27 protein-coding genes are annotated in these 24108 nt (G+C 67.3%); 15 read left to right on the forward strand and 12 right to left on the reverse strand.

Annotation, left to right across the window (positions count from 1 at the left end):
• Positions 1-110: 110 nt before the first annotated feature.
• Together OG878_RS03590 and OG878_RS03595 are read right to left on the reverse strand one after the other, a co-directional pair.
• Positions 111-350, reverse strand: coding sequence for a CDGSH iron-sulfur domain-containing protein (locus OG878_RS03590; protein WP_328885370.1), 240 nt, complete (start codon positions 348-350; stop codon positions 111-113).
• Positions 334-1023, reverse strand: coding sequence for a HemK2/MTQ2 family protein methyltransferase (locus OG878_RS03595; protein WP_328885371.1), 690 nt, complete (start codon positions 1021-1023; stop codon positions 334-336). The genes OG878_RS03590 and OG878_RS03595 overlap by 17 nt, the downstream gene beginning before the upstream one ends.
• Positions 1024-1878: 855 nt before the next feature.
• Between OG878_RS03595 and OG878_RS03600 the strand changes: the two genes are divergently transcribed.
• A complete protein-coding gene (locus tag OG878_RS03600) occupies positions 1879-2895 on the forward strand; it encodes an iron-containing redox enzyme family protein (RefSeq protein WP_328885372.1) in 1017 nt (338 codons plus the stop codon).
• Between the two features lie 237 nt (positions 2896-3132).
• Here the strand turns inward: OG878_RS03600 and OG878_RS03605 are convergent, their stop codons facing one another.
• Complete coding sequence (locus tag OG878_RS03605; RefSeq protein ID WP_328885373.1) at positions 3133-4191, reverse strand: SRPBCC family protein; 1059 nt, start codon at positions 4189-4191, stop codon at positions 3133-3135.
• Positions 4192-4195: 4 nt separating this feature from the next.
• Positions 4196-5056: a histone H1-like repetitive region-containing protein gene (locus tag OG878_RS03610; protein ID WP_328885374.1), complete on the reverse strand. Its 861-nt coding sequence runs from the start codon at positions 5054-5056 to the stop codon at positions 4196-4198.
• A 154-nt stretch (positions 5057-5210) separates the two neighbouring features.
• Here OG878_RS03610 and OG878_RS03615 point away from each other — a divergent pair, with 154 nt between their 5' ends.
• The 10 genes from OG878_RS03615 (at position 5211) to OG878_RS03660 (ending at position 10609) form a co-directional block, all read left to right on the forward strand.
• On the forward strand, positions 5211-5504 hold the full coding sequence (locus tag OG878_RS03615; RefSeq protein WP_328885375.1) for a gas vesicle protein GvpO: 294 nt from the start codon (positions 5211-5213) through the stop codon (positions 5502-5504).
• Between the two features lie 33 nt (positions 5505-5537).
• Positions 5538-6023 carry a gas vesicle structural protein GvpA gene (locus tag OG878_RS03620; RefSeq protein ID WP_328885376.1) on the forward strand — a complete coding sequence of 162 codons (486 nt, stop codon included), beginning with the start codon at positions 5538-5540 and terminating at the stop codon, positions 6021-6023.
• Between the two features lie 3 nt (positions 6024-6026).
• Positions 6027-6740 (forward strand): GvpL/GvpF family gas vesicle protein, encoded by a 714-nt coding sequence (locus OG878_RS03625; protein ID WP_328885377.1) that lies wholly within the window; start codon positions 6027-6029, stop codon positions 6738-6740.
• A 10-nt stretch (positions 6741-6750) separates the two neighbouring features.
• Entirely contained in the window at positions 6751-7011 is a 261-nt protein-coding gene (locus OG878_RS03630) for a gas vesicle protein GvpG (RefSeq protein ID WP_328885378.1), read from the forward strand.
• Positions 7008-7463: a gas vesicle protein gene (locus OG878_RS03635; protein WP_328885379.1), complete on the forward strand. Its 456-nt coding sequence runs from the start codon at positions 7008-7010 to the stop codon at positions 7461-7463. Before OG878_RS03630 ends, OG878_RS03635 begins: the two co-directional genes overlap by 4 nt.
• On the forward strand, positions 7456-8277 hold the full coding sequence (locus OG878_RS03640; RefSeq protein WP_328885380.1) for a GvpL/GvpF family gas vesicle protein: 822 nt from the start codon (positions 7456-7458) through the stop codon (positions 8275-8277). Before OG878_RS03635 ends, OG878_RS03640 begins: the two co-directional genes overlap by 8 nt.
• Entirely contained in the window at positions 8274-8486 is a 213-nt protein-coding gene (locus tag OG878_RS03645) for a gas vesicle protein (protein WP_328885381.1), read from the forward strand. The genes OG878_RS03640 and OG878_RS03645 overlap by 4 nt, the downstream gene beginning before the upstream one ends.
• Complete coding sequence (locus OG878_RS03650) at positions 8476-8883, forward strand: gas vesicle protein K (RefSeq protein ID WP_328885382.1); 408 nt, start codon at positions 8476-8478, stop codon at positions 8881-8883. Before OG878_RS03645 ends, OG878_RS03650 begins: the two co-directional genes overlap by 11 nt.
• A gap of 543 nt (positions 8884-9426) precedes the next feature.
• A complete protein-coding gene (locus OG878_RS03655; RefSeq protein WP_328885383.1) occupies positions 9427-9753 on the forward strand; it encodes a plasmid stabilization protein in 327 nt (108 codons plus the stop codon).
• Positions 9754-9787: 34 nt separating this feature from the next.
• Positions 9788-10609, forward strand: coding sequence for a VOC family protein (locus tag OG878_RS03660; protein ID WP_328885384.1), 822 nt, complete (start codon positions 9788-9790; stop codon positions 10607-10609).
• 595 nt (positions 10610-11204) lie between these two features.
• Here the strand turns inward: OG878_RS03660 and OG878_RS03665 are convergent.
• Positions 11205-11627, reverse strand: coding sequence for an LppU/SCO3897 family protein (locus tag OG878_RS03665; RefSeq protein WP_328885385.1), 423 nt, complete (start codon positions 11625-11627; stop codon positions 11205-11207).
• 227 nt (positions 11628-11854) lie between these two features.
• On the opposite strand from OG878_RS03665, the gene OG878_RS03670 reads away from it, so the two are divergent.
• The 4 genes from OG878_RS03670 to OG878_RS03685 all read left to right on the forward strand — a co-directional run bounded on the left by OG878_RS03670 (position 11855) and on the right by OG878_RS03685 (position 15728).
• Complete coding sequence (locus OG878_RS03670) at positions 11855-12652, forward strand: nucleotidyltransferase domain-containing protein (RefSeq protein WP_328885386.1); 798 nt, start codon at positions 11855-11857, stop codon at positions 12650-12652.
• A 9-nt stretch (positions 12653-12661) separates the two neighbouring features.
• Entirely contained in the window at positions 12662-13645 is a 984-nt protein-coding gene (locus tag OG878_RS03675) for a phosphotransferase family protein (RefSeq protein WP_328885387.1), read from the forward strand.
• A gap of 176 nt (positions 13646-13821) precedes the next feature.
• Positions 13822-14841, forward strand: a complete 1020-nt coding sequence (locus OG878_RS03680; RefSeq protein WP_328885388.1) for a bile acid:sodium symporter family protein — start codon at positions 13822-13824, stop codon at positions 14839-14841.
• Between the two features lie 662 nt (positions 14842-15503).
• Positions 15504-15728 carry a hypothetical protein gene (locus tag OG878_RS03685; RefSeq protein ID WP_328885389.1) on the forward strand — a complete coding sequence of 75 codons (225 nt, stop codon included), beginning with the start codon at positions 15504-15506 and terminating at the stop codon, positions 15726-15728.
• Between the two features lies 1 nt (position 15729).
• On the opposite strand, the gene OG878_RS03690 is transcribed toward OG878_RS03685, so the two are convergent.
• The 7 genes from OG878_RS03690 to OG878_RS03720 form a co-directional block, all read right to left on the reverse strand.
• A complete protein-coding gene (locus OG878_RS03690) occupies positions 15730-15996 on the reverse strand; it encodes a hypothetical protein (RefSeq protein WP_328885390.1) in 267 nt (88 codons plus the stop codon).
• Between the two features lie 209 nt (positions 15997-16205).
• Positions 16206-16943, reverse strand: a complete 738-nt coding sequence (locus tag OG878_RS03695; protein ID WP_328885391.1) for an ABC transporter ATP-binding protein — start codon at positions 16941-16943, stop codon at positions 16206-16208.
• Complete coding sequence (locus OG878_RS03700; protein WP_328885392.1) at positions 16943-18778, reverse strand: branched-chain amino acid ABC transporter ATP-binding protein/permease; 1836 nt, start codon at positions 18776-18778, stop codon at positions 16943-16945. The genes OG878_RS03695 and OG878_RS03700 overlap by 1 nt, the downstream gene beginning before the upstream one ends.
• Positions 18775-19644, reverse strand: a complete 870-nt coding sequence (locus OG878_RS03705) for a branched-chain amino acid ABC transporter permease (RefSeq protein WP_328885393.1) — start codon at positions 19642-19644, stop codon at positions 18775-18777. Before OG878_RS03705 ends, OG878_RS03700 begins: the two co-directional genes overlap by 4 nt.
• Positions 19645-19695: 51 nt before the next feature.
• Complete coding sequence (locus OG878_RS03710; RefSeq protein ID WP_328885394.1) at positions 19696-20850, reverse strand: ABC transporter substrate-binding protein; 1155 nt, start codon at positions 20848-20850, stop codon at positions 19696-19698.
• Positions 20851-20855: 5 nt separating this feature from the next.
• Positions 20856-22604 (reverse strand): thiamine pyrophosphate-binding protein, encoded by a 1749-nt coding sequence (locus OG878_RS03715; RefSeq protein WP_328885395.1) that lies wholly within the window; start codon positions 22602-22604, stop codon positions 20856-20858.
• Positions 22601-24103, reverse strand: coding sequence for an aldehyde dehydrogenase family protein (locus OG878_RS03720; protein ID WP_328885396.1), 1503 nt, complete (start codon positions 24101-24103; stop codon positions 22601-22603). Before OG878_RS03720 ends, OG878_RS03715 begins: the two co-directional genes overlap by 4 nt.
• Between the last annotated feature and the right edge of the window lie 5 nt (positions 24104-24108).

Genomic DNA, 24108 nt, shown 5'->3' on the forward strand with positions numbered 1-24108 from the left:
TCCTCTCTCCTCCATTCGGCCGGCCCACATCTCCATAGACTTGGTCGTGGCCCTCGCCCCCTCGGACGCCGCCAGACGATCTTCCTATTCGTCAAGTCTCCGCTTGCGGCTCATCGCGGTCGGTCGTCACCGCAAGGCGGATCTGCAGCGCCTCGACCTGTCCGTCGCCGGTGGCTGGTGTCGCACCAGGGATAGAGGCGGCTGCGGCGGCATGTGCAGATGGCGACGGTGAAGCGGTCCGAAACCACGGTGCTGCCATCGGCGAGCTTCACCTCCACCGGCCCTTCGACCAGCCAGGGCCCGTCGTCGTTCAACGTGATACGTCGCCTGGATTCACGGGCGTTCGGCACGGATGACCACCAGTTCCTCGCACGAATCGTTCGCCTTCACCAGATCCCGCGCCCTGAGCCAGCCCAGCCTGGACAGGAGAACGGGCCCGAATGGGACCCGCGTGCGGGCGCTGACTTTCGCTTCGAGGCCACCGCGGGACAGCCGCCTCACAGTGGCAGCGGGATCGCACAGACCGGAGTGCACCATCAGGAGCACGCCCGCCCTGCGCAGCGCAGCGGGGGCACCGTCACAGACACGGTCCACAACCGCCCGGCCGTCGAACCCCGCGTCCCAGGCACGCGACGAACCCCGGGTAGGCACCCGGGCGTGCGGGGCCGGTACGTACGGCGGATTGCAAAGAATGAGGTCGTAGGTGCGCTCCTGCATTGCGGACGCCAGATCGCTACGGCGAACGGTGATGCGCTGATGATGCAACAGCGCATTGAGTCGCGTGGTCGCCACGGCACAGCGTGCGATGTCCACGGCTGTCACCCGTCCGCCCAGCTGAGCGGCTCGTACGGCCAAGGCGCCGCTACCGGTCCCGAGGTCCAGGACATCCGCGCCGGCTGCGATGCGCTCCCGGGCCAGGGCGGCCATCAGTAGCCGCGTGTCGTGCTGCGGCGCGTAGACACCGGGCGGTATGACGAGAAATGGGTCTGAGGATTCCGCTGTTCCTACAGAGTCGAAGGCCATGAAGGACGCTCCTTCTGTGATGGCCGGTGCCGCACGCGCACATTCGGCCACAAGCCTGAACTATCATTCTCATCTCTCGAATTGCCCTGTGCACTCGGAGACCGCCGTGCGGCGCCTCCGACAGCTCGGGAGGGCGATCAGTTCGAGCGGAGAACCGGCAGCTCCGGGAGAAATTGCACTGCTTGCAGGGAGAGAATCTCGAGCCACGGGGTTAAGGGCTGTCCCGTAATCCCTGGTGGATCAGCGCGCGGCGTCAGATGCGGTGCATCGCAAGGCGGAGGGACGTCCGCATACTGGGCGTATACGGGCGTTCCGACAACGCGGCGAGGTGCCGTACCTGTCGTCGTGCGCCCGCCAGGGGTTACGGGACAGCCCTTAGCTCCGGACCGCCCGTCGTACGGCTGCAACCGCGGACCGCCACATGCACTCCACCCTTACGCCCACAGTGCCCCGCACGCCACCTGGGACGGTCGCCTGATTCCCCGGACCGGCCCGGTGCAATGTTTCCGGGAGCGAGGGCTCCGGACGAGCAACACAGGGGCGATGGGTTCTGCTGGCGGGCCCCCGCCGAGGTACTGCAACCCCGCGCCGACGCAGCCGGATGCATGACCCCCGCCGCTCACCAGGTGTCGGGAAGACAGGCACGTCCGTCGCCGCCGAAAATGGCACGCCCAGATGATCCATGGTTTCAAACCGCATCCACGGGACGATCCAAAATAACCGCGGGTGGCGATACCCCGCCGCCGTGCGACCCGCCCGCGCCTGCCCTAGCTTGGCAGAACCTGGACGCAGCAATGCGGGGCGTACACAGTGACTCACGGTAGTGACAAGGAAAAATCGCGTAGGAGGAGGGACATGGATGTCTCCGAAAAGTATCCGAATCTCCCCCAGGCACGCGGCGAGCTCACTGCGGCGCTCATTGAATACTTGACGGGGAGCGGACCATTGCCCGGTCCGGGCTGTGCAGAGAGTTGCGATCCGTACGGCAACGATCTCCAACTGGCGCTGTACGTCTGCTATGAGCTCCACTATCGCGGTTTCGCCGAAGTCGATCCGAAGTCTGAATGGGATCCGGAACTTCTGAAGGTGCGTGCCGATCTCGAGGATCATTTTTTGGATGCACTGCGGGCAGATGTTCCACACTCGGACGATCTGGAAAGCGCTCTGGCAAACATTCTCGTCGAACCGATCCACGGGTGCGGGGTCTCATATTTTCTCCAGGACGACGGAGAACTTTGGCACCTGCGCGAATACGCAATGCAGCGGTCGCTTTACCACCTGAAGGAGGCCGACCCACACGCGTGGGTACTGCCCAGGCTTCGAGGCCGAGCCAAGGCTGGTATGGCCGCTGTCGAATTCGACGAGTACGGGGGCGGCCGCGCGGAACGTATACATGCACAGCTGTTCGCAGACCTGATGACCGACCTCCACCTCAACGCTGCCTACGGCCACTACCTCGACGAGGGCAGTGCCGAGATGCTTGCGCTGGTGAATCTGATGTCCCTCTGTGGGCTGCATCGCAGACTTCGCGGAGCCCTGGTCGGACACTTCGCCGCGGTGGAAGTGACCTCATCACCTGCTTCTCGGCGCATGGCACGAGCAATGAAACGCACGCAGGCAGGCCCTGCCGCAGAATTCTTCTACACCGAACACGTCGAAGCGGACGCTGTCCATGAGCAGGTGGTCCGTCACGACGTGATCGGCGGGCTTCTCGCGGACGAGCCTCAACTGGAGGCCGATGTGGCGTTCGGCATCCGCGCGACGGAGCACCTCGAAGAGCTCTTGGGAAACCGATTCTTGAACGCCTGGCAGGCAGGAGTCACTTCGCTGCACAGAACTCCAACCAGCCGCACTCCGTCATGCAGTGCGTGAGGATGGTTCGCACTCCCGGGACCACGGGGCGTTGTACCTCGCCTCCCAGCGAACCCGTCCCTGATCACGTGGCACATGCCCTGATCACGTGGCACATGACTGGCCGTCGGATCAGGATCGTGGCACGTACCGGAACGGGAGGAGCAACAGGTACGGCTTCCGCGGATCAACTCCTCAATGAGTGAGGATGCTTTCGGGATCACCTCCGCGGCTACAGCGCACGGGGCCGCCTGAACGTCATTCCTCCTCTTCTTCGTCCTCGCCTTCTTCTTCGTCCTCGCCTTCTTCTTCGTCCTCGCCTTCTTCTTCGCCCTCGCCTTCTTCTTCGCCCTCGCCTTCTTCTTCGCCCTCGCCTTCATCTCCTTCTTCTTCTTCTCCTTCGTCTCCTTCGCCTTCGTCCTCGTACTCCTCGTCGTATCCGCCCTCGCCTTCCTCTTCCTCCTCCGCCTCTTCGCTCTCTGCTTCTTCCTCCTCCATCGCTTCTTCATGAGTTCGGACCACTTCACCGTCGCGGATTTCGCCGCGCCACCCCTCGACCTCTCCGTCGGCGAAGGTGACGTAGCGCGCGAAATGCTTGAAGTCCAAGCGGAGACGTCGCCCTTGGGCCCGCCAGAGGTTTCCGGTCTTCTCGAAGAGACCGGAGGGGTAGTACTCGACCACGAGCACAATTCGCGTCAGAACGGGACCCAGTTCATGAAAACTGACGCAGCCGCGGGTCGTTCCCTTGGCACCCTCGGATGTCCAGATGATGCGCTCGTCCGGCACCTGTTCCTGGACTGTGGCCTTCCAGCCACGCGTCGAGGGACCGACCTTGAGCTTCCAGTCACTGCTGCTCTCGTCCTTCCGCGACACACTGCGGACGCCTTTGGTGAACGTGCTGAACTTCTCGTACTGGGTCCAGTAGTCGTAGGCAGTCCTGAGCGGCACGCCTACGTCGAGAACTTCGAGGATGTTCATCGATTTACCGCCACCGGACTTGCCTTTGCCGCCCCCCTTCCCTACGAGGTCCCCCACCTTGCCCAGCACGGTGTCCTTGAGCCCCTTGGCCTTTGCACCCACAAGAGCCTTCATGATCCCGCCGCCGGCCTTCATGATCCCGCCGCCGGAGAGCACATTGGAGAGTCCGCCCCCGTTCTCAGCGACGTCGAACAACTGGTCGGTGAGATCGGCGAGTTTGTCGCCGGCTTTGCCCGCAAGCTGCTCGGCCCCAGCACCGAGGTAGTCGACCAACTCATCGCGAAGGAGTTCCATACCCGAGGCTTCCCCGCCGCCGGAGTCACGATCTGTCCTGGCCATCGCTCTACCTCCGCCGTGCGGTCGTCTTCTTGGCGGCAGCCTTCTTCGCCGGGGCCCTCCTCGCGGGAGCCTTCTTCGCGGCGGCCTTCCTTGCGGGGGCCTTCTTCGCGGCGGCCTTCCTTGCGGGAGCCTTCTTCGCGGGAGCCTTCTTCGCGGGGGCCTTCTTCGCGGGGGCCTTCCTTGCGGGAGCCTTCTTCGCGGGAGCCTTCTTCGCGGCGGCCTTCTTCGCGGGAGCCTTCTTCGCGGCGGCCTTCTTCGCTGGGGCCCTCTTGGCGGGAGCCTTCTTCGCTGGCGCCCGGCGGCGGCGCCGCGGCGCCTCCTCTTCCGGCGCTTCCTCCTCCTCGGGCTCTTCTTCCTCTTCCTCCTCCTCTTCCTCGGGCCCTTCTTCCTCTTCCTCTTCTTCCTCCTCTTCTTCCTCCGGCTCTTCTTCCTCTTCCTCCTCCTCTTCCTCGGGCTCTTCTTCCTCTTCCTCTTCCTCCGGCTCTTCTTCCTCTTCTTCCTCTTCCTCCTCAGGCTCCTCTTCTTCCTCCTCTTCCTCCTCCTCATCGCCCTTCTCACCGAGGCGAAGCCTGCGATCGTGAAGCGAGTCCGCCAGACCCGCAAGGCGCCGGTCCACCGTGGAGGCGAGTGCCTGACGTCCCGCGTCCAGGAGTTCACCCCGTACCTGTTCATTCAGCTCGGCGACTTGTGGAAGGTCCTTGAGCTTGCGCAGACCTTCTGTGGCCAGCTGCTGCGGATCGAGCCCGAAGCGCCGCCCGGCGATGTACGTCGCCATGGCGAAGGCGAGCCGGCCCTTCTTCGCGCGTCCGAGCACGTATCCACCCGCGACTGCGGCGGCAAGTGCGATCTTGGTCGTGTCGTTCATGAACTGATCCCTCCGGCAAGGGCCATTGAGGGGAAGACCAGGGAGGCGGTAGGTCTCAGTGACGCCGCCTGCACCGATGTCAACTATCCCCCTTATATGATGAAATTGTAGATGTGCACCTGGAATGGCGCCCACTCCGCATCGGAGACCGACCATGGCCGCAGGAGAACCCGCCAAGAGGCGGTCCAAGACCAAGCCGGCGTCAGCCATGCGTGCGGCAGCGCAACAGCTGCAAGAACTACTCGGACGTCCCCCCGAATCGGTGTCGGCCCTGAAACCGACAGAAGATGGGTGGGAGGCCGATGTGGAGGTGCTGGAGCTGGAACGCATCCCCGAGACCACCAGCGTGATGGCCACCTACCGCGTAACACTGGACAAGGAAGGCGATCTGGTGGCATACGAGCGAAAGCGTCGTTACACCCGTGGACAAATCGACCGACGCGGCTGAGAAGCACAAGCCGGGCCGGTGAAGGGAGGCACCATGACAGTGGTGCCGCAAAGCGGTGGCAGCGTGTCGAGAGGCGGTGGCGGCGGCAGCCTCTACGACGTCCTGGAGCTGATTCTTGACCGCGGACTCGTCATCGACGTGTTCGTGCGCGTGTCACTCGTCGGAATCGAGATTCTGAAGATCGATGCCCGCATTGTCGTGGCCAGCGTCGATACGTACTTGCGCTTCGCCGAAGCCTGCAACCGCCTCGACCTCGAGGCGGGCAGCAAGCAGCCGGCGCAGCTCACGGACATTGTCGGAGACACACTCGAGAGCGGCGCTCGCGGCAAGTCCAAAGGAGCCCTCACAGGCGCTGTCGAAGCCGTGACCGACACCCTCAGAGGTGGCCAGGGAAGCGGGGACGAGGAGGAGGACGAGGAAACCGAAGAGAAGGAGAAGCGCAAGGAACCTGTGGAGAGGCGACGACGGCCGACGCGAAAGCCCACACGGCGCACCAGGGAGCGCGAGGAGGAGGAGTGAGCCATGGCGGTATACGTCTACTCCATCGTCGGCAAAAGGCATCCGCTCCGCCTCGACGGTGTCACCGGGATCGGGGAACCTCCCTCGGAGTTGCGCACGGTCACCGAGGGGTCGCTCTGCGCGGTGGTCAGCGATGCGCCGGACGACCTGCGCCCCAAACGCCGCGACCTCACCGCGCATCAGGAGGTCCAGAACCGTCTCATGGCGGACGGCGCCGTTCTGCCCTTGAGGTTCGGCCTCACAGCAGAGGACGACGAAGCTGTGCGGGCCGCACTGGAGGCGAGCGCCACCGAGTACGTGGACAAGCTTCAGGCGCTGGAGAGTTGCACCGAATACCACCTGAAGGTATCGCAGGACGAGGATGCCCTCCTGCGCCAGATCCTCGCGGACTCGAGCGAGGCCCGGGAGCTCAACGACGAAATCCGTAGCGGCGCCGCCGGCCCCGACACCTCGCTCGCGCTGGGCGAGCTGGTCGCGAAGGAGGTACAGGCGCGCCAGGACGCGCTGGCTACCGGCGTGGTCGAAGCGCTCCGTCCGTTTGCTCGGGACCAGGAGATCTCGCAGCCGACCGGCGGCGATTTTCTCAGCGTCTCGTTCCTGGTGTCCGAGGACCAGGATGAACTCTTCCTCACCACCGAGTTGAGCCTCGCCAATCAGATGGGGGACGAGTTCCAATTCCGGCTCCACGGCCCCCTGCCCCCGTACAGCTTCGTGTGAAGGACTTCCGATGGGACTGCTCACTCAGATCGTGACGCTCCCGCTGGCGCCGGTGCGCGGTGCCGCCTGGGTCGTGGACCGCGTCCTTGAAGCAGCCGAGAACGAGTACTACGACCCCACTCCCGTGCAGCAGGCTCTCGCCGCGCTCGAAGCGGATCTCCTCGCCGGACGCATCGACGAGGAAACGTTCGACCGCAGAGAGGACGAGCTGCTCGACCGGCTGGACGAGATCAGGGCGTACTGGCAAGAAAATTCGAGGCCAGGACCGTGACCGATCCCCTGGCAAACAGGCTCGGCTCCTACCCTTCCAGGGCAGCGCCGCCGTACGCACAGGGTTCGTCCGCGAACCTCGCCGACATCCTTGAGCGTGTTCTCGACAAGGGCATCGTCATCGCGGGCGACATCCAGATCAATCTGCTCGACATCGAGCTGTTGACCATCAAACTCCGACTGTTGGTCGCCTCTGTCGACAAGGCGAAGGAAATGGGTATCGACTGGTGGGAGCACGATCCCGCGCTCTCGTCCCGTGCCCACGGGGAGCGGTCCCTCGCCGAGGAGAACAAGCGCCTACGGGCCGAGATCGACGCGCTGCGCCGAAACGGGGGGCTTCCCGAGAGCCAGGCGGCCCCTGGGGTGGATGCGGCGCTCAGGGGTGAGGCGCTTCCGGAGGCCGAGCGGGAACCCAGGACCAGCAGGCGCGGGAAGAGGGCGCGCGATGACTGAGTGCGTCACCTATGCCTATGCGGTTGCCCGTAACACCGCCGGACTGGAGGAGGCCGCGGCCGCGCTCACCGGTGTGGCCGACACCCCGGTCCATCTCGTCAGGGGTACACGCGGTGACGAGCTGGTGCTCGCGGTGAGCGGGGTGCCGGCACACGATTTTCAGGAGGACGCCCTCAAGACCCATCTCGAAGATCTGGCGTGGCTGGAGGCGGTCGCCCGGGCCCACCACGGGGTGATCGAGGCGCTGGCCGCCCTCACCACGGTCCTCCCACTGCGTCTCGCGACCGTGTACCTCGACGACGATCGGGCCCGAAGCATCCTGGAGGCCGAGTGGCCTGCCTTCGCGGACCGTCTTTCCCGCCTGGCCGCGCATATCGAATGGGGGGTCAAGATCTACGTGGAGGCGGCTGCCCGCCCTGCTGCGCCCGGCACCGGATCGGCAGCCGCGAACGATCTCAGTCCGGGACGCGCCTATCTCCGTACCCGCAAGGCACAGCAGAGCGTGCGCGACGACGTCTACCGAGCGGCGCAGAGGGCCGCGGAGCGGGTCGAGGCCGCCGGACGCAGGCATGCAGCCGACCGCGCCAGGCACCGGGTACAGCAGGGCGAGCTGGCCACCGCTCCGGGCGAGAACGTCGTCAATGACGCATATCTCGTCCCCCTTGACCTGGCCGAGGCTTTCCGCACCGAGGTGAGCAGCGCCGCCGACGGAATACCCGGGGTGCGGATCGAGGTCACCGGCCCGTGGGCTCCGTACTCCTTCGCGATGCCACCGGACGCATCCGCCGATGCGGCGGAAGGCGCACGTCCATGACCACGCCCGGTCCGCCTTCGGAGGTGGAGCCTCTGGCGAGCCGCCAGGTCGCCCTTGTCGACCTGCTGGACCGGCTGCTCAGCGGCGGTGTGGTCCTCACCGGCGATGTGGTGCTCTCCATCGCGGACATCGATCTCGTGCGCATTTCATTGCGAGCTCTGATCATGTCCATTCGCACGTCTCCGCCCGGGAGTGACCATGGCGACTGAGGGGACCGAGGAGGCCAGGGGCCGGCTCGATGAGGTCGCGGATGCCGCGGCCCGGGCTTTCCGGCTGCTGCCGGCCGCTCCCCGCGACCTGCCTGCGCCCGGCGCGACCGGTCAGCCCCGGCCTCACCGGATCAGCACGGATCCCGACAACGTGGAACGGGACCTGGTCAAACTCGTCCTCACCCTGGTCGAGTTGCTGCGTCAGCTCATGGAGCGGCAGGCACTGCACCGGGTCGACCAGGGAGATCTCACCGAGGAGCAGGAGGAACGACTGGGGGCGACTCTCTTGGTCCTCCACGACCGTATGAACGACCTGTGCGCCCAGCACGGACTGACCATGGACGACCTCAACCTCGACCTCGGACCGCTGGGAACCTTGCTGCCACCCCCGGAATGAATCAGCACCGCTCCAGGCCCACAGGACGACTGCCGGTGGGCTACCAGGCGGCCGGACTCGGTGGACTGCCTCGATTCCGCCCAGTTCCAGCCCCTCCGCTCGGGCCGTCCTGGATGCAGCAGGCTCGGCGTCCGGTGGGCGGCGCAGAGCGTCGGGCGCCCGTCGCAGCACATGCCCTCATCTCGCACGTGGACATCGAAGTCCGCCAAGTGCCATGCCTGTAGGGGAGATTGACCGAACCCACTGCACACGTACTCTCCGTCCGTACCGGGGCCGTTGCGCGGCGACGGTATCCGCCGGCTCGGCCGGACAGCCGTCACTCACCGTTGATGCTCAGAAACAACCACGCACCGTCCGTCGGGGGCTGCCCCGCGTGTGCATTGTGGCTGGTCCGGGGCGCGGGTGCTGCCCCGGGTGGCGCGCCGGGTGTTACGGGCGCAAGGCTGGAGTGCGTGCGGCGGCCCGGTACGGGTTGGTGCGCGGGGAGCGGAAATCACCCACCGGCCGCCGCGCGCAGGGCGACGCGAGGAAAGGAGCGATGCGATGCCTGCAGGATCCAGCCGTAAGCGGGAGCGTCAGTACGAGCACATCAAGGAGAGCGCCGAGAAGCGTGGTGCTTCCGAGGAGCGCGCGAAGGAAATTGCCGCGCGCACGGTCAACAAGGAGCGTGCCCGGTCGGGGGAGGCGAAGACGGCGAGCAGTACCTCACTGCGCGACCCCAAGTCCGCCTCGCAGCGTGGCGGTGAGCGGTCGCATCGTGGAGCGCAGGGTCCCACCAAGGACCAGCTCTACGAAGAGGCGAGGAAGAAGAACGTCGAGGGCCGCTCGACGATGAACAAGCAGGAGCTGCGCGACGCGCTCGGCCGCTGACAGCCCATCGTGCAGGGCAAGGAGACGAACCCTGATGACGTCCACAGGACACATCACGCCGGTGTGCGGGACACCGTGCTGGGTCAATCGCATGACCCGCGACCTGCGCGCCATGCAGGACTTCTACTCAGCCGTTCTCGGCTGGACGTTCGGCCCGGGCAGCCTGGGATCGGGTTTCTCGGTCGCCTCCGCCCACGGGCGGCCGGTCGCCGGGCTGGGTGAGGTGGCGCCCGGTCTGCCGGTCGCAGGGTCGTGGACCGTGTACTTCGCCGTGACGGACGCGGACGTCACTGCGGCGCGAGTCCGTGAACGCGGCGCCACCGTCGCGGTCGGGCCGGTGCGGTTCGGCCTGGGGCGGGGCGCAGTGGCAGCCGACCGCGACGGGGCCGTCTTCGGCTTCTGGGAAGGCCGGGCCCTTCCCTGGTCGGACGACCGCGGCAACGCACCGGCCTTTGTCGAGCTGCGGACCCGCGACGCGTTCGACGCCGCCGTCTTCTACGCCCAGATCTTCGACTGGGCCTCCGGCGAACCCGGTGGATGCGAGGTCACGTACGCCTACGAGCACGACACCGTCACCGTTCGCCAGGGCAAGAACCTCATGGCCACCCTGCGCGGCGGCGGCGTCGAGGAATCTCCCGACCCTCGCGTGCGGCCACGCTGGAACGTGCATTTCCAGGTCGACGACGTGGAAGCGGCCATCTATGCCGCGTGCGGCAACGGCGGCACGGCCACCCCTGTGACCCACTTGCCCGGTGGTGGAACCAAGTCCGTCATCAGCGACCCCGAAGGCGGCCTCTTCACCGTCTGTACCAGATCGGTGCTCGCCGGTCCGGTCACCACAGCCGGGCCGGTGTGATCGAAGCCGAGACCGGCCAGGTGCGCGGCTGCTCCATCGGCGCGACACCTGCACCGCGGCGGGCGCGGTGCGGCAGCCTCGGCCGTGGTGGCCACAGCGGACACACTCAGTACCCCTCATCTCTTTCGAACGCGGAGGCACGGATGGCACCCGGCGGGCCCTGGTCCGGACGAAAGCGCTCGTCGGCGAGATCCCGCTGGGCATGCACGACCTGCGGGTCGCCCCCGGGCGCCGGGCGGCGGTATAGGCGGCACCGCGCTGAACTGAACCGGGCACCCTCGCACAGACCCGTCGGCGACGCCTCGCGCGAGGGCCGCCGGCGATCGCCGGCCAGGAGACCGGGGGGGACTCGATGGCGATCCTGACCTGTCGGCGCCCACGATCCGGTGCCGCAGACGGGTCTTGGCCAGGCCTCGGAGCGGGATTGCGTGGGTGCCCCCAGGTCCGACGGCCTGGGCGGCGACGCCCTCATCGACGTGGAACGGCGCGGTACCAGTGGGATTGACGGGTCGTCAACCTTGCTGTGGCGCCCGGATGAGGTACGCACGGGGAGGGCGGGTCGACCGCCGGGGAACTCACCTCTGTGTGCGACTGCTCATTTCACGAGATCGAGACAGAGGGTGAAGTCCCGGCCGGCACCGCCCTGGCTGTATCTCCTGTACTGGGTGTCGCAGGTTCCCCCTGTGCCGGACTCTCTGCTGATGACCTTGAACTCGGCCGCGGGGTCACCGCAGTCCACTATCTCGAACTCGGGATCGCCGACGGCGACCACGCTGGTGGCCGTCGAGTTGGCGGCGTTCAGGCAGTCACCCGCGTCCGCCATCGCGGCGCCCGCAAACCAGGTCTCGTAGACACCGAAGGCGACCACGGCGGCCAGGGCGACACCGACGACTCCCCTCACGATTCCCTTGAGGCTCATCCGGCGGGCGGGGGCCGGGGCGCCGGGGCGGCCGTAGGGGTTGCCACCGTTGAGGGGCTGGTTGTGCGGGTTGTGGCCGGGCGGAGGCGGAGTGGTCATCGCGGTTTCTCCAAGGTGTCGTACAGCAAGGTCAATTGGCCGGTGAAATTACCATCGGGGCATGTCCAGGGGGCTGAGAGGCTGAGATCTGTGGCCACGAAGTGACAATCGGGGTGCACCGCCGAGTACAGGTCCTCGCGTCCGCTCCGGCGGGAACGGTCTCGGCCGGGATGGGCCGGAACCCTCCCACCCTGAATATTTCTCATAGGGTGGCCCAGACTGTCCCCATGGCAGATGAGATCACCGACCAGCTCCTCGACCGCTTCGTCAGTGTCCTCCGGCCAGTCGTACCGCTGGTCTCGGTGTGGGCACACGGGTCACTCGCCGGAGGTGACTACCAGCCGGGCCGCAGCGACCTCGACCTGATCGCCGTCCTCGGCCGACCCTGCACGGCGATGGAGGAACAGCAGCTCGGTGCGGTGCACGAGAGCCTGGGCGGTGTCATCCCCCTCGCGTCGAAGCTGCATTGCAGCTATCCCGCGACAACCGAGTTGGCTGATCCCGTACGCCCGCACCTCACGTGGGCTCACGAGGAGTTGATGCGCCGGCCGGTCACACCGGTGACCAGGCGTGAACTGCACGACTTCGGACTCGTCCTGTACGGCCGGCCACCCGCCGGCCTCCTGCCACGAGTGACCGACGGGCAACTCGCCGAGTTCGTCGTCGAGGACCTGCAGAGCTTCTGGCGGCCGGCCCTGGACCATCCGGATCGGTGGACGCGCGACATCTGGGTCGACCTCGGCCTGCTGACCCTGGCCAGAGCAACAGCGACGTTGCGGAACGGCAAGCTGATCACCAAGGCCGAGGCTCTCGACGTACTCACCGAACTGGGCGCCCCCGCGGACGTCGTCGACGACATCAGGCAGCGCCGCTACAGCGCCCCCGGTCCCGCCACAGAGCAGTGGATCAGCCGCCGGGCCGACCTGACGCTCACCTTTCTCGGGCCCGCGATCGAGCAGGCCGTCACGGCCTGCGACCGCGGGCCGAACAGCCGGCCGGGGGAACCTTCGCGGTCCCGGCAATAGCATGCCGGTATGCCTGCCGAAGCTGCCCCCGTCGCGCTGCTCGACTTCGCGCGACGATGGGCACACACAACCTTCGGGGTGCGCGCGAGCGAACCGCAGCCGCTGGCGGCCGGTGCCTGGTCCCAGGCGTTCGCGCTGACCATCGACGGCGCGGAGGCGGTACTGCGCATCGGCACGCACGGTGCGGACTTCGCCAAGGACGAGCTCGCCGCCCGTTTCGCGGGGCCCGATCTGCCCGTGCCGCCGGTGCGGGCGAGGGGGGTGGTCGACGGCCGGCACTACGCGCTCTCGGCCCGCGCGTACGGTGTCGGGCTCGACGACCTGTCCGCCGCCGACGTGGCGCTGACGCTGCCGAGCCTGCTGACCACGCTCGACGCCGTCGGCAGGATCGACGTTGCCGACAGCGCCGGCTACGGCATCTGGACCCCGAACGGGCAGGGGCCGTACGGCTCCTGGGCGGAGGCGCTGCTGGCCATCGGTTCCGAGACGGCCCGGGTACCTGGCTGGCGAGCGGCGCTGGCCGACTCCGGGATCGGGCTCGGGCCGGTGGAGGCCGGGCTGGCCGCGCTCGCCGCACTGGCTCCGTACCTGCCCGACGAGCGCCGCATGATCCATGGCGACCTGCTCAGTCGCAACGTCCTCGCTGCCGGCGGCACCGTCACCGCTGTGCTGGACTGGGGCAACGCACTGTACGGCGACAGCCTTTACGATGCCGCCTGGCTCGTCTACTGGTGGCCGTGGTACCCGCAGTGGCGCGGCACCGACATCTACGCCGAGCTGCTGGCCCACTGGCACGCCGCCGGACCGCTCCCGGTCCACCTGCGCGAGCGCCTCCACGCATACCTCATCCACATCGGCCTCGATGCCATCGCCTACTGCGCCTTCCAGCGCCGCTGGGACGAGGTTCGGTCCCACGTCGACATCGTGGTCGCGCTGGCCGACAGCGCGCCGGACGAGATCGTCCTCAACCCGCCCATGATCGGACCCCCATGACTGCAACCATCGACAGGGACCTTTCAACCGTGCCGTATTGACCACTCCCGCCAGTACGCGCCGACAGCAGACACGTCACCATCTCCGACAAACCAACTGCGACGAATGCTGGACATCGCGACCAAATAATGAGACGCGTTTGCAAATGCCCCGGCTCGCGGCGTCTCATCGCGCTCGTGCAAACCGAACAGATAATCCCTGATCAGCCCGGATCCGACGACAAAGCGGCCAGACGCGCCGTCACCGTGTTCCCCGTCCTCGTACTCGTGGCAGGCACAGCCGGCCTCGCCACGCCCGGGACGTTCGCGGGCTGGGTGGGCTCGATTCCCTACCTGCTGGGAATCGTCATGTTCTGCATGGGGCTCACGATGACCCCGCTCGACTTCAGGGGCGTGGCGAAGCGTCCGTGGGCCGTCGCGATCGGCCTGGTCGCGCACTACGTGATCATGCCCGGGCTCGGCTGGCTCATCGCCCATCTGCTCGGGCTTCCGCCGCAGTTGGCCGCCGGTGTGATCCTGGTCGGCTGTGCGCCGAGCGGCACGGCGTCGAACGTGGTGACCTTCCTGGCCCGCGGCGACGTGGCGCTGTCGGTCTCCGTCGCGACCGTCTCCACCGTTCTCGCCCCACTGGTGACGCCGCCGCTGACGCTGCTGCTGGCCGGTACGTACCTGCCGGTGGACGCCGGTTCGATGATGACGGACATCCTCAAGACGGTGCTGCTCCCGGTGCTCGGCGGCCTGGTCGTACGGCTGGTCGCGGGTAAATTCGTCGACCGGGTGCTGGGCGTGATGCCCTGGCTGTCGTCGTTCGCCATTGCCGCGATCGTCGCCGCCGTCGTGGCAGGCAGCGCAAGTACGATCAAATCGGCTGCCGTCAGCGTGCTGATCGCCGTCGTGCTGCACAACGGCCTGGGACTCGCTCTCGGCTACGGCGCCGGCAAGGTCAGCAGACTCGGCCCACCGGCCAGCCGCGCCATGGCTTTCGAAGTCGGCATGCAGAACTCGGGACTTGCCGCCTCGCTGGCGACCGCTCACTTCAGCCCGCTGGCCGCCCTGCCCGCCGCGGTGTTCTCCGTGTGGCACAACATCTCGGGCGCGTTGGTCGCTGCCTGGATGTCCCACCGGTCGCGGAGCAGTCGGCCCGCGTCCGCGGGCATCGACCACGCACCGGCCACAGCCACGGTCGAGAACGTCTGACCTGGCTGCCCTCGGACGGGCCGGGATGAATGCGAGGGTTCGTCGCAATACCGCGGTCGGTTGATCAGGCCGCCAACAGTTTGACAGGCGCTCGGCCGGGGATGCCCGGCCGAGCGTCTTCCGCGTTCGGCGGCGACGGCATCGAGGCACGCGCCGCTGTGGACGGACAGGTCACTCCCGCTGGGAATGCCGCCGCACCCTGCCCTGTGTGTTCTCGATCGGGCCGCACCTCCAGGAGTCGGCCGGTTCGCAGAAACAGACCGGGACGACCGACACCGCGAGCAGATGGGCGACAGGGGCCCATGCATTCACAGTCGAGTGAGGCAACGCGTGCACCGACGCTGCTGCTGTCCGAATCGGTACCGAGGTGGTTGAAGCAGTGTCACGCCGTCCGCCGATGGAGTGCATCACTCACTGCGATCCCTCCAGCTGAACCTGCGGCACCGTGAAGAACGCTTTGCGGCGAAACGCTCCCCGCCGCCGTTCCACGCTGTGCGCCGTCCGCGGCTGCCGGGAGGCGATCCGGGCCGCCGGCCAGGAAGAACGGGCCGACCGGTGGGAGCCGTGCCACCGCCCGTGCAGCGGACCCTCGCGCCGGACGGTACAGATCGCTTGCGGTCCGTCCGGATGCGCCCACCGGCACCACCGGTCAGCCTGTAGTCATGACAGCACCACCGATCGTCATCCATGCCCCCACACCGTCCGGCGGACGGGTCGTGACCGTCCACATCGCCGACCGCGACGAACGGCTGGGCCTTGCCCACAGCGATCACGACGTGATCGAGTTCCTCGCCCAGGCCGGCATGGCGGATCCGAAGCGGGCCCTCGATACCCCGGCACTCGTCGAATGGCGCGGCGCCGAGGCACACCAGTACGAGACCACCTGATTCAAGGGGTGTCGCCCCGCCAGTCCCACCTCAGAGGATCGTCGGCCCGTGGCCCGTACTCCGACCTGCCTCCTGGTCCGTGCATACCGATCTCGGTGTTCAACGCGGCCCCGTCGGTGAGGGCCGCCTTCGACCAGCCGGTCACATCCAGGAGCAGTCCGTCGAGTGGGCCGCCCACGAGTTCTCGGTAGGTGTGGCCAGGTCGCGGGCCGGGATCCGGGTCGTCATGGTCGGCGCCGTACACCCGCCGTCTCATCAGCTCGTCCATACGGGCAGGATGGCACCGACCACTGACATTCGACGGTCAGGGCCACGCAGGTCAAACCATGTGCACAGCGCTGCTGCGTTGCTTCACCCCGTACACGGGCTCTGCAGGATCTGCTCCGGACGGCGCCGTACGGACCCGCCGACTGCATCGGGTGGTCCGCACGCCGACAACGCTGTTCCTCCCGCACCCGGGCCGATACGTCTCCGGTCTCAGAGGCCCAGATAGATCTGACGCACCCGTGGATCAAGGGCGAGGTCCTCGGCCGTACCCGACATGGCCACGGAACCGTTCTCCATGACCAGACAGTGGCTGGTCACGCCGAAGGTGAGCTTGGCGTTCTGTTCCACCAGGAGCAGGCCGAGGCCCTCATCGCGCAGGCGTACCAAGATCTCCACCACGTTCTCGATAAGCTTCGGTGACAGGCCCATCGAGGGTTCGTCGAGCAGGAGCAGTCTCGGCCTGGACATGAGGGCCCGGCCGATGGCCAGCATCTGCTGCTGGCCACCGGACAGGTCACCGGCAGGACGGTTCCGGAAGTCCCGCAGGACGGGGAAGAGGTCGTACACGTGCGCGAGGGTGTCGCGGGTCTCCCCCTTCCAGGGGCGGTGGTAGGCCCCGAGCAGCAGGTTCTTCTCGACGGATAGGCCGGAGAACACATGGCGCCCTTCGGGGACGTAACCCACGCCATGACGGACCATGTCCCGGGCCCGGACGTGACTCAGGTCGGTCGCACCCAGGGTGATCCGCCCTGTGGTACGTGGGACGAGGCCCATCAGTGCCTTGAGCGTGGAGGTCTTCCCCGCCCCGTTGGAGCCGATGATGCCCATGGATTGGCCGGGGGCCACGCTCAGTTCGACCGAGCGCACCGCGCAGACGCCGCCGTAGTGCACGGTGAGGTCGCTGACGGCCAGGCTGTCGCTGCCGGTCGCGGATGCTGTCATGGTCATCACGGCACCTCCGAGGTGGCGGGCATCGGAATGTCCGCGGGAGCGGAGTCACCGAGATATGCCTCGATGACCTCGGGCGCCAGGGCCACTTCAGAGGGTGTGCCTTCGGCGATCACCGATCCGGCCGCCAGCACGGTGATCCGTTCACACAATGACATGACGAGTCCCATGTTGTGCTCGATGAGGACGACGGTGACGCCCTGGTCGCGGATGGACCGGACGATCGCCGACAGCTGTCCCACCTCCTCGCCGTTGAGACCCGCTGCCGGTTCGTCGAGCAGCAGCAACTGTGGCCGTCCGGCCATGGCACGGGCGATCTCGATGCGGCGCTGGATGCCGTAGGGCAGCGACTGCGGTGCAGAATCGGCGAATTCGGTGAGTCCGTACTGCTGAAGGATGCGGTCCGCTTCTTCGCGCAGCCGGCGTTCGGTCCTGAAGACGCCGACGGGCCACAGAACGTACTGCCAGACGGTGCTGGTACGGGACCGGTCGAGGACCACCAGGATGTTCTCGCGCACGGTCATCTGGGGGAACAGCCGAAGGTTCTGGAAAGTACGTGCCATGCCCCACAACGAAAGGCGGTAGGGCCGGGCCTGGCTGATGTCGCGTCCGGCGGCGGAAACCGTTCCCGCAGTGGGCCGATAGAGTCCGCTGATCACGTTGAACAGGGTGGTCTTGCCGGACCCGTTGGGGCCGACGACACCGCGGATCTCGCCCGCCCGTACCGTCAGGTCGACGTCGTTGAGGGCCGTCAGCGCGCCGAACTGTTTGGTGAGGTGGCTGATCTCCAGGGCGGGAGCGGCAATATCGTCCCCGGTGGGGGCGGCGTCGGCCGTGGCGGTACCGCCGGGCCGGAAGGGACCCAGCTCGGGCGCGCGGCTGTCGTCGTCCCTCTTCCGCCACGTGACCGCGGATTTGATCCTTTCCGGAATTCCGGCCAGCCCGGTGGGAGCGAAGACCACCATGAGGACGACCACGAGGCCGTAGCCGAGCTGTGCGTAGACGGCGAAGTCCACGAGCGCTTCCCGGATGAGGACGAGGCCGACCGCTCCGACCACGCAGCCGACGAGGCTGCGGCGGCCTCCGATGATGACCATAGCCAGCAGCAGGAACATGTTGCTGAGGCTGAAGGTCTCGGGGGCTACGTACCGGATCAGCCCGGCGTAGAGGATTCCGGCGACGCCCCCGTACACGCTGGCGAGGATGAACGCGGTCATCCGCAGCAGCGGGATCTCCGCACCCATGGCGCCGGCGGCGAGGGCGTCGTCCCTCATGGCGCGGAGCCGGCGGCCGAGCCTGGTCCGTACGACGAACATGCCGAACCCCAGGGCGATCGCGAAGACCACGATCTCCAGGTAGTAGTAGAGGTACTCGCTGGAGAGGTCGATGCCGAAGAGTGGCGGTACGGGGATGCCCGAGATGCCGTCGGCGCCTCCGGTGATCTTGGCGTTGGTGATCCAGTTGACGAAGCCCAGTGCCAGTCCGAGCGTGACGATCCCGAGGTAGTGGGACTGCATGCGCAGCGCGGGCAGTCCGACGAGGAGCCCCACCAGGACGGTGGTGAACACGCCGAGGACCGCAGCGGTCCAGAAGCCGTAGCCGGAGTGGGTCGTGAGGATGGCGGTGGTGTACGCGCCGACTCCGAAGAAGGCGACCTGGGCCAGGTTGATCTGTCCCGAGACACCCATCACCAGGCCCATGCCGATGGCCAGCAGCGCGAAGATGATCGCGACGTCGACCACGTGGATGGCGTATCCGTTGAGTCCGTACGGCAGGGCGTAGGCGACCGCGCAGGCGAGGACGGCCAGGGGTGCCTTGATCCTGAGGTTCGTCATGCCCGGCTCACCGTCCGCTCGCCGAAGATGCCGGTGGGCCGGATCATGATGGCCCCGGTGAAGACCAGGAAGGTGACGAGGACGGAGTAGCCCTGGAAGTGGTCGGCCGTGTAGGAGTCGAGAACCCCGATGGCCAGGCCGCCGGCCACGGCACCGGGGATGCTGCCGAAGCCACCGAGCATGGCGGCCGCGAATCCCTTCACGCCCAGTACGCTGCCGAGGGTGGCGTCCACGTACAGCATGGGTCCGGCCAGACTGCCGGCGAGGGCGGCGAGGCCGGCACCGATGGCGAAGGCCAGGGCGTTGCTGCGGCCGACGTGGATACCGACAGCGGTGGCTGCCTCGTGGTCCATGGCGACTGCCTGCATGGCGGCACCGGGCTTCGTGCGCGTCAGGAACAGCGTCAGCAGGATGACGGACAGTGCCGTGATCGCGATGACGACCAGGTCGTAGGTGCGGACGCGGACGCCCAGGATCTCCAAGGGTCCTGACGTGATGGGTGAGGGGACGGCCCGTCCGGTGGTTCCCCAGATGAGGGTGGCCGCCGCCTGCAGGACCGTGCCGAAGCCGATGGTGCCGATCAGCATCAGATCGAAGTCCTTGTTCTCCAGCGGGCGCAGGACCCGCTCGATGACGAGGCCGATGATGCCGGTGACGACGATGGAGATGACGGTTGCGGCAATGAACGGGACGTGCGTGGTGAGGTAGAAGGTGGAGGCGGCGTAGGCGCCGATCATCGCCACGTCGGCGTGTGCGAAGTTGACCAGGCCCATGGTGCGGTAGACGACGGAGAATCCGACAGCGATCAGGGCGTAGACCGCGCCGAGACTGAGGCCTCCGACGAGGGTTTGCAGGGTGACTTGCATGGCGGCTCCCTGGTGCCGGCGTGGAGCCCGGCTCACGGCTCGACGGGCTGACTACTCGGCGGCGGAGAGCTCGCCGTCCTTGATGACACCGATGGTGGTCCGGAAGATGCCGACGCCGGTCTCGTCGTAGTTGAAGTCACCGAGCAGACCCTGGTACTTGGTGGCTCGGATTGCCTCGGCCAGCTTCTTGCCGGTGGCCACGTTGCTGTTCTTGAGTGCGGTGAGGACGATGTTGGTGCCGTCGTACGCCTTGGCACCATGCAGCTCGGCGTCCTTGCCGTACGCCGTCTTGTAGGCCTGGGCGAAGGCGCGGCTCGCGTCACTGGTGTCGTTGCTCAGGTAGGGCGAACTGACGATGGTGTTCTCCGCGTTCGCTTCGCCCGCGGTGTCGATGAAGACCGGGGTGCCCTGTGGGGCTGCGCCGGCGAAGGGGGCGGTGATGCCGAGGTCGCGTGCCTGCTTGACGATGAGTCCTGCTTCGACCTCTTCCGAGCCGAGGAAGATCGCGTCGGGCTTGGACTGGCGGATACGGGAGAGCGAGGCGCTGAAGTCCTTCTGGTCGGTGGTGACGACCTGGTCGGTGACCGGGGTGATGCCCTTCTCCTTGAGGGCCGCGGTGAACGCGTCGTGCTCACCCTTGCCGTAGGAGCCGTTGTTGGAAATCATCGCGATCTTCTTGAACTTCTTGGTCGTGACCAGGTACTCCGCGAGCGTGGAGTCGTACGTGGTGCTGGTCGGGCCGTTGAGGAAGAGGAAGGGGCTCTTCACCTCGACAAGGGCGGTGGCCTGCCCGGAGGTTATGTTGGGTATCCCGGCCGCCTTGAGGGTGGGTGCCATGGCCACGGTCACCGCGCTCTCGGCGGTGCCGATCATCGCGATGTAGTTCCCGCTGTCCAGCTTCCGGGCGATGTTGGTTCCGGTGGTCGGGTCGCCCTGGTCGTCGAAGACGGTCAGCTCGATCTTGCGGCCGTTGATACCGCCCTTCTTGTTCCACTCGCTGACGGCGAGTTTCGCGCCCTTGGCCTCCCAGTCTCCGAGCGAGGCGAGCTGGCCGCTCTGTGCATCCACGACAGCGATCTTGATGGGTCCGCTGTCGCTGCCCTTGTCGGATCCGGAGTCCCCGGGGGCGGAGCAGGCGGTGGCGGCGAGAAGCACCCCGAGGGCAGCAGCGGTCATGGTGGACGTGCTGCGGGTTCTGACGTTCATGGGAATCATCCTTCTTCGGGGAAGCGGCCGTTGTAGATGTCGGTGATGTTCCAGTGGCCGGGCGTGGGGACCGGTTCGTTGACCATGGGAATGTCGATGACGGCGGGGCGCCGCCGTTCGACGGCGGTGGAGAGCACCTTGGACAGGTCCTGCGCGGAGGTCACTTCGTAGCCGTCGGCTCCGCAGGACCTGCCGTACGCGGCGAAGTCCGGGCTGTAGGGCAGTCCATCGGGACCGGTGAAGTCACATCCGTAGCCCCGGCCGTAGTTGGAGCGCTGCAGGTCGGAAATGGTGCCGTGGGCACGGTTGTTCATTACGGCGAAGATGACAGGCAGTCCCTGCTCGACGGCCATCGGGACGGCCGGCAGCTGGGCGCTCATGCCGCCGTCGCCGATGAGGGCGACGACCGTGCGCTGCGGCTGGGCCATCTGGACGCCCACGGCGGCGGCTGGTCCGAAGCCCATGGTGGAGGCGCCGCCCGGGGTGATGAATCGTCCCTCTGGCGGCAGGTCGTAGGACTGCGCCACGCCGTTCTTGTTCCAGCCGACATCGGTGACCAGGATGGCGTCGGCCGGCAGGCTCGCCCGCAGATCGGCCAGAATGCGCTGGGGACGGAGCGGGAAGGTGTCGTCGGCGCCGTTCTCGATCGCGGTGTCGAACAATGCGGCCCGGTTCACCGCGATGGTCTCACGCAGTCCCGGACGGGTCACGGGCTCGGGGTGAGCGGCACGCACGGCCACCTCGATTGCGCGGACCGAGTGCTCGACATCGGCCACGGCGCCGATTTCGACGGGGTAGTTGCGGCCGATTTCGGCCGGATCGATGTCGATCTGGATGAGGTTGCTGAGCGGGAAGTTCCAGGTGTAAGCGGCTTCCCAGGAGCTGGCGTCGGTCTCGGCGAAACGAGTGGCCAGGGCCAGCACCACGTCGGCGTCCTTGGTGTGGGCGTGCGTCGAGTCCAGCCCCCAGAAGCCGGGCATGCCCAGCAGCAGGGGGTGCCGGTCGGGGATGGCGCCCTTGCCCATGAGGGAGTGGGCCAGCGGGATGTCGAGATGCTCGGCCAGGTTGAGGAGCGCCTGCTTGGCCGCCGGGGAGCGCAGTCCGCCGCCGAAGTAGATGAGGGGACGCTCGGCGTTCAGCAGTGCCTGGGCGATGCGTTCGGCCGTGGCCTCGGTCAGACCGGGCAGGGCGCTGTCGGGCACCGGGTGCGAGCCGGACTCATAGGGAGCGATCTGGCGGGAGAACAGGTCCATGGGCACGTTGACGAGCACGGCACCGGGGCGCCCGGAGGTAGCCGTCCAGAACGCGCGCTCCAGGGTGCGGTGGAGGTCGGACGTCCGCTGTACCGGCCAGGCACGCTTGCAGAACGGCCGGTAGATGGCGGTCTGGTCCGCGTCCGCATGGAGGTTGACCTCCTGGTGCGGGTGGCGACCGTAGTAATAGGAGGGGATGTCTCCGGAGATCACCACGAGAGGCACGGAGTCCATGGCGGCGGTGGCCACGCCGGTCACGGCATTCATCATGCCGGGTCCGACGTGGGTGAGCAGCACGCCGGGCTTGCCCGAGGCGCGGGCGTAGCCGTCCGCCGCGTGGGCTGCGGCCTGCTCGTGGCGGGCAATCACGAAATGTATGGAGCTTGGGCCGAGAGCATCGAGCAGAGCGATGTTGGTGTGGCCGCAGGTTCCGAAGACGTACTCGACGCCATACGACTCAAGTTGGGCAACGAGGGCTTCTGCCGCGGTAACGGTGGTCACTGGCTCTCTTTCGTGAGGTCCTGGCGCTCGCCCCAGATGGACAGGCCGCGGAGCATGAGGGTTTTGACGACGGTGTAGTCATCGATGAGCCAACGGGGCGATTCCCGCCCGAAACCTGAGTCCTTGACGCCGCCGAAGGGGACATGGTCCAGGCGGTAGTTGGAGGTTCCGTTGACGATGAGTCCGCCCACCTCCAGGCGGCGCCAGGCGGTGAAGATGCGGTTGATGTCGTGGGTGAACAGGCCCGCCTGCAGGCCGTAGCGGCTCGCGTTGCACTCGTTGATGACGGTGTCGAAGTCGTCGTACGGCATGACGGCGACCAGGGCACCGAAGACTTCATGGACCACGACCGAGGCGTGGGGCGGCGGTCCGGCGACGATGGTCGGGGTGGCGGTTGCGCCGTCACGGGTGCCGCCGCGCAGGACCTCGGCACCCAGCCCGGCTGCCTCCGCGGACCAGCGGACCACCCGTTCGGCCGCGTCCTCGTCGACCATCGAGCCGATGTCGGTGCCCGGGTCCAGCGGATCGCCGATCACGAGGGTGTCGACTGCCGCGGTGAACGCGTCGAGGAAGTCGGCATAGCGGCTGCGGTGCACGTAGACCCGCTGGACGGAGATGCAACTCTGTCCGGAATTGCTGTAACCGGTGCGGGCACAGGCCTTTGCCACGACGGGGATGTCGGCGTCCTCGCAGACGATGGTCGCCGCATTGCCGCCCAGTTCCAGCGCCAGGCGTTTGGCTCCCGCCGCCCGGGCGACGGCGGCGCCGGTGGCGGCACTGCCGGTGAAGCTGATCACGTCGACCTCTGGGGCCGCGCACAGAGCTGCCCCGACGTCGCCGCCGCCGTGGAGCAACTGCACGGCCTGATGGGGAAGTCCGCTGTCCAGCAGCAGCGCCACCAGCGCTGCCGAGATCCCGGGCGCCTGCGGGGGTGCCTTCACGAGGGTGGTGTTCCCCGCGGCGAAGGACGCCCCGAGCTTGTGCGCCAGCAGATTGGCCGGGGCGTTGAACGGGGTGATGGCGAGGGCGATTCCGGCCGGCGCGCGGTAGGTGAAGGCACTGTTGCCGACGCCGGTGTTCCAGCCCGCAATTGGCAGGGTCTCGCCGTCGATACGACGGGCCTCGGCGGCACATACCTCGAACGTCGAGGCCACCCGCTCGATTTCGATCCTGCTGTCATTGACCGGCTTGCCGAGCTCCAGGGCCAGCAGCATGGCCAGTTGGTCACGGTTGGCCAGGGCGGCGGCCGAGGCGCGCTGCAGGATGTCGGCGCGAGCTGCGGGTGCGAGTGAGGCCACCTGCGGTGCATACGTACGGGCTCGGGCAACCGCCCGTTCGATCTCGGCAGGCAGCGCGGTGGGGGCCCGACTGACCGTACGGCGCAGGTAGGGGCCGATGCGTTCCTCGGGCGGGCCCTCTCCGGACCAGGAGCCGGACAAGAAGGGAAGGACGTCGACGACTTCGGAGTCGGCAACGGATTTGAGGATGACTTCCAGCATCACGT

It is taken from the genome of Streptomyces sp. NBC_00316, from assembly GCF_036158715.1.
Lineage (GTDB): Bacteria > Actinomycetota > Actinomycetes > Streptomycetales > Streptomycetaceae > Streptomyces.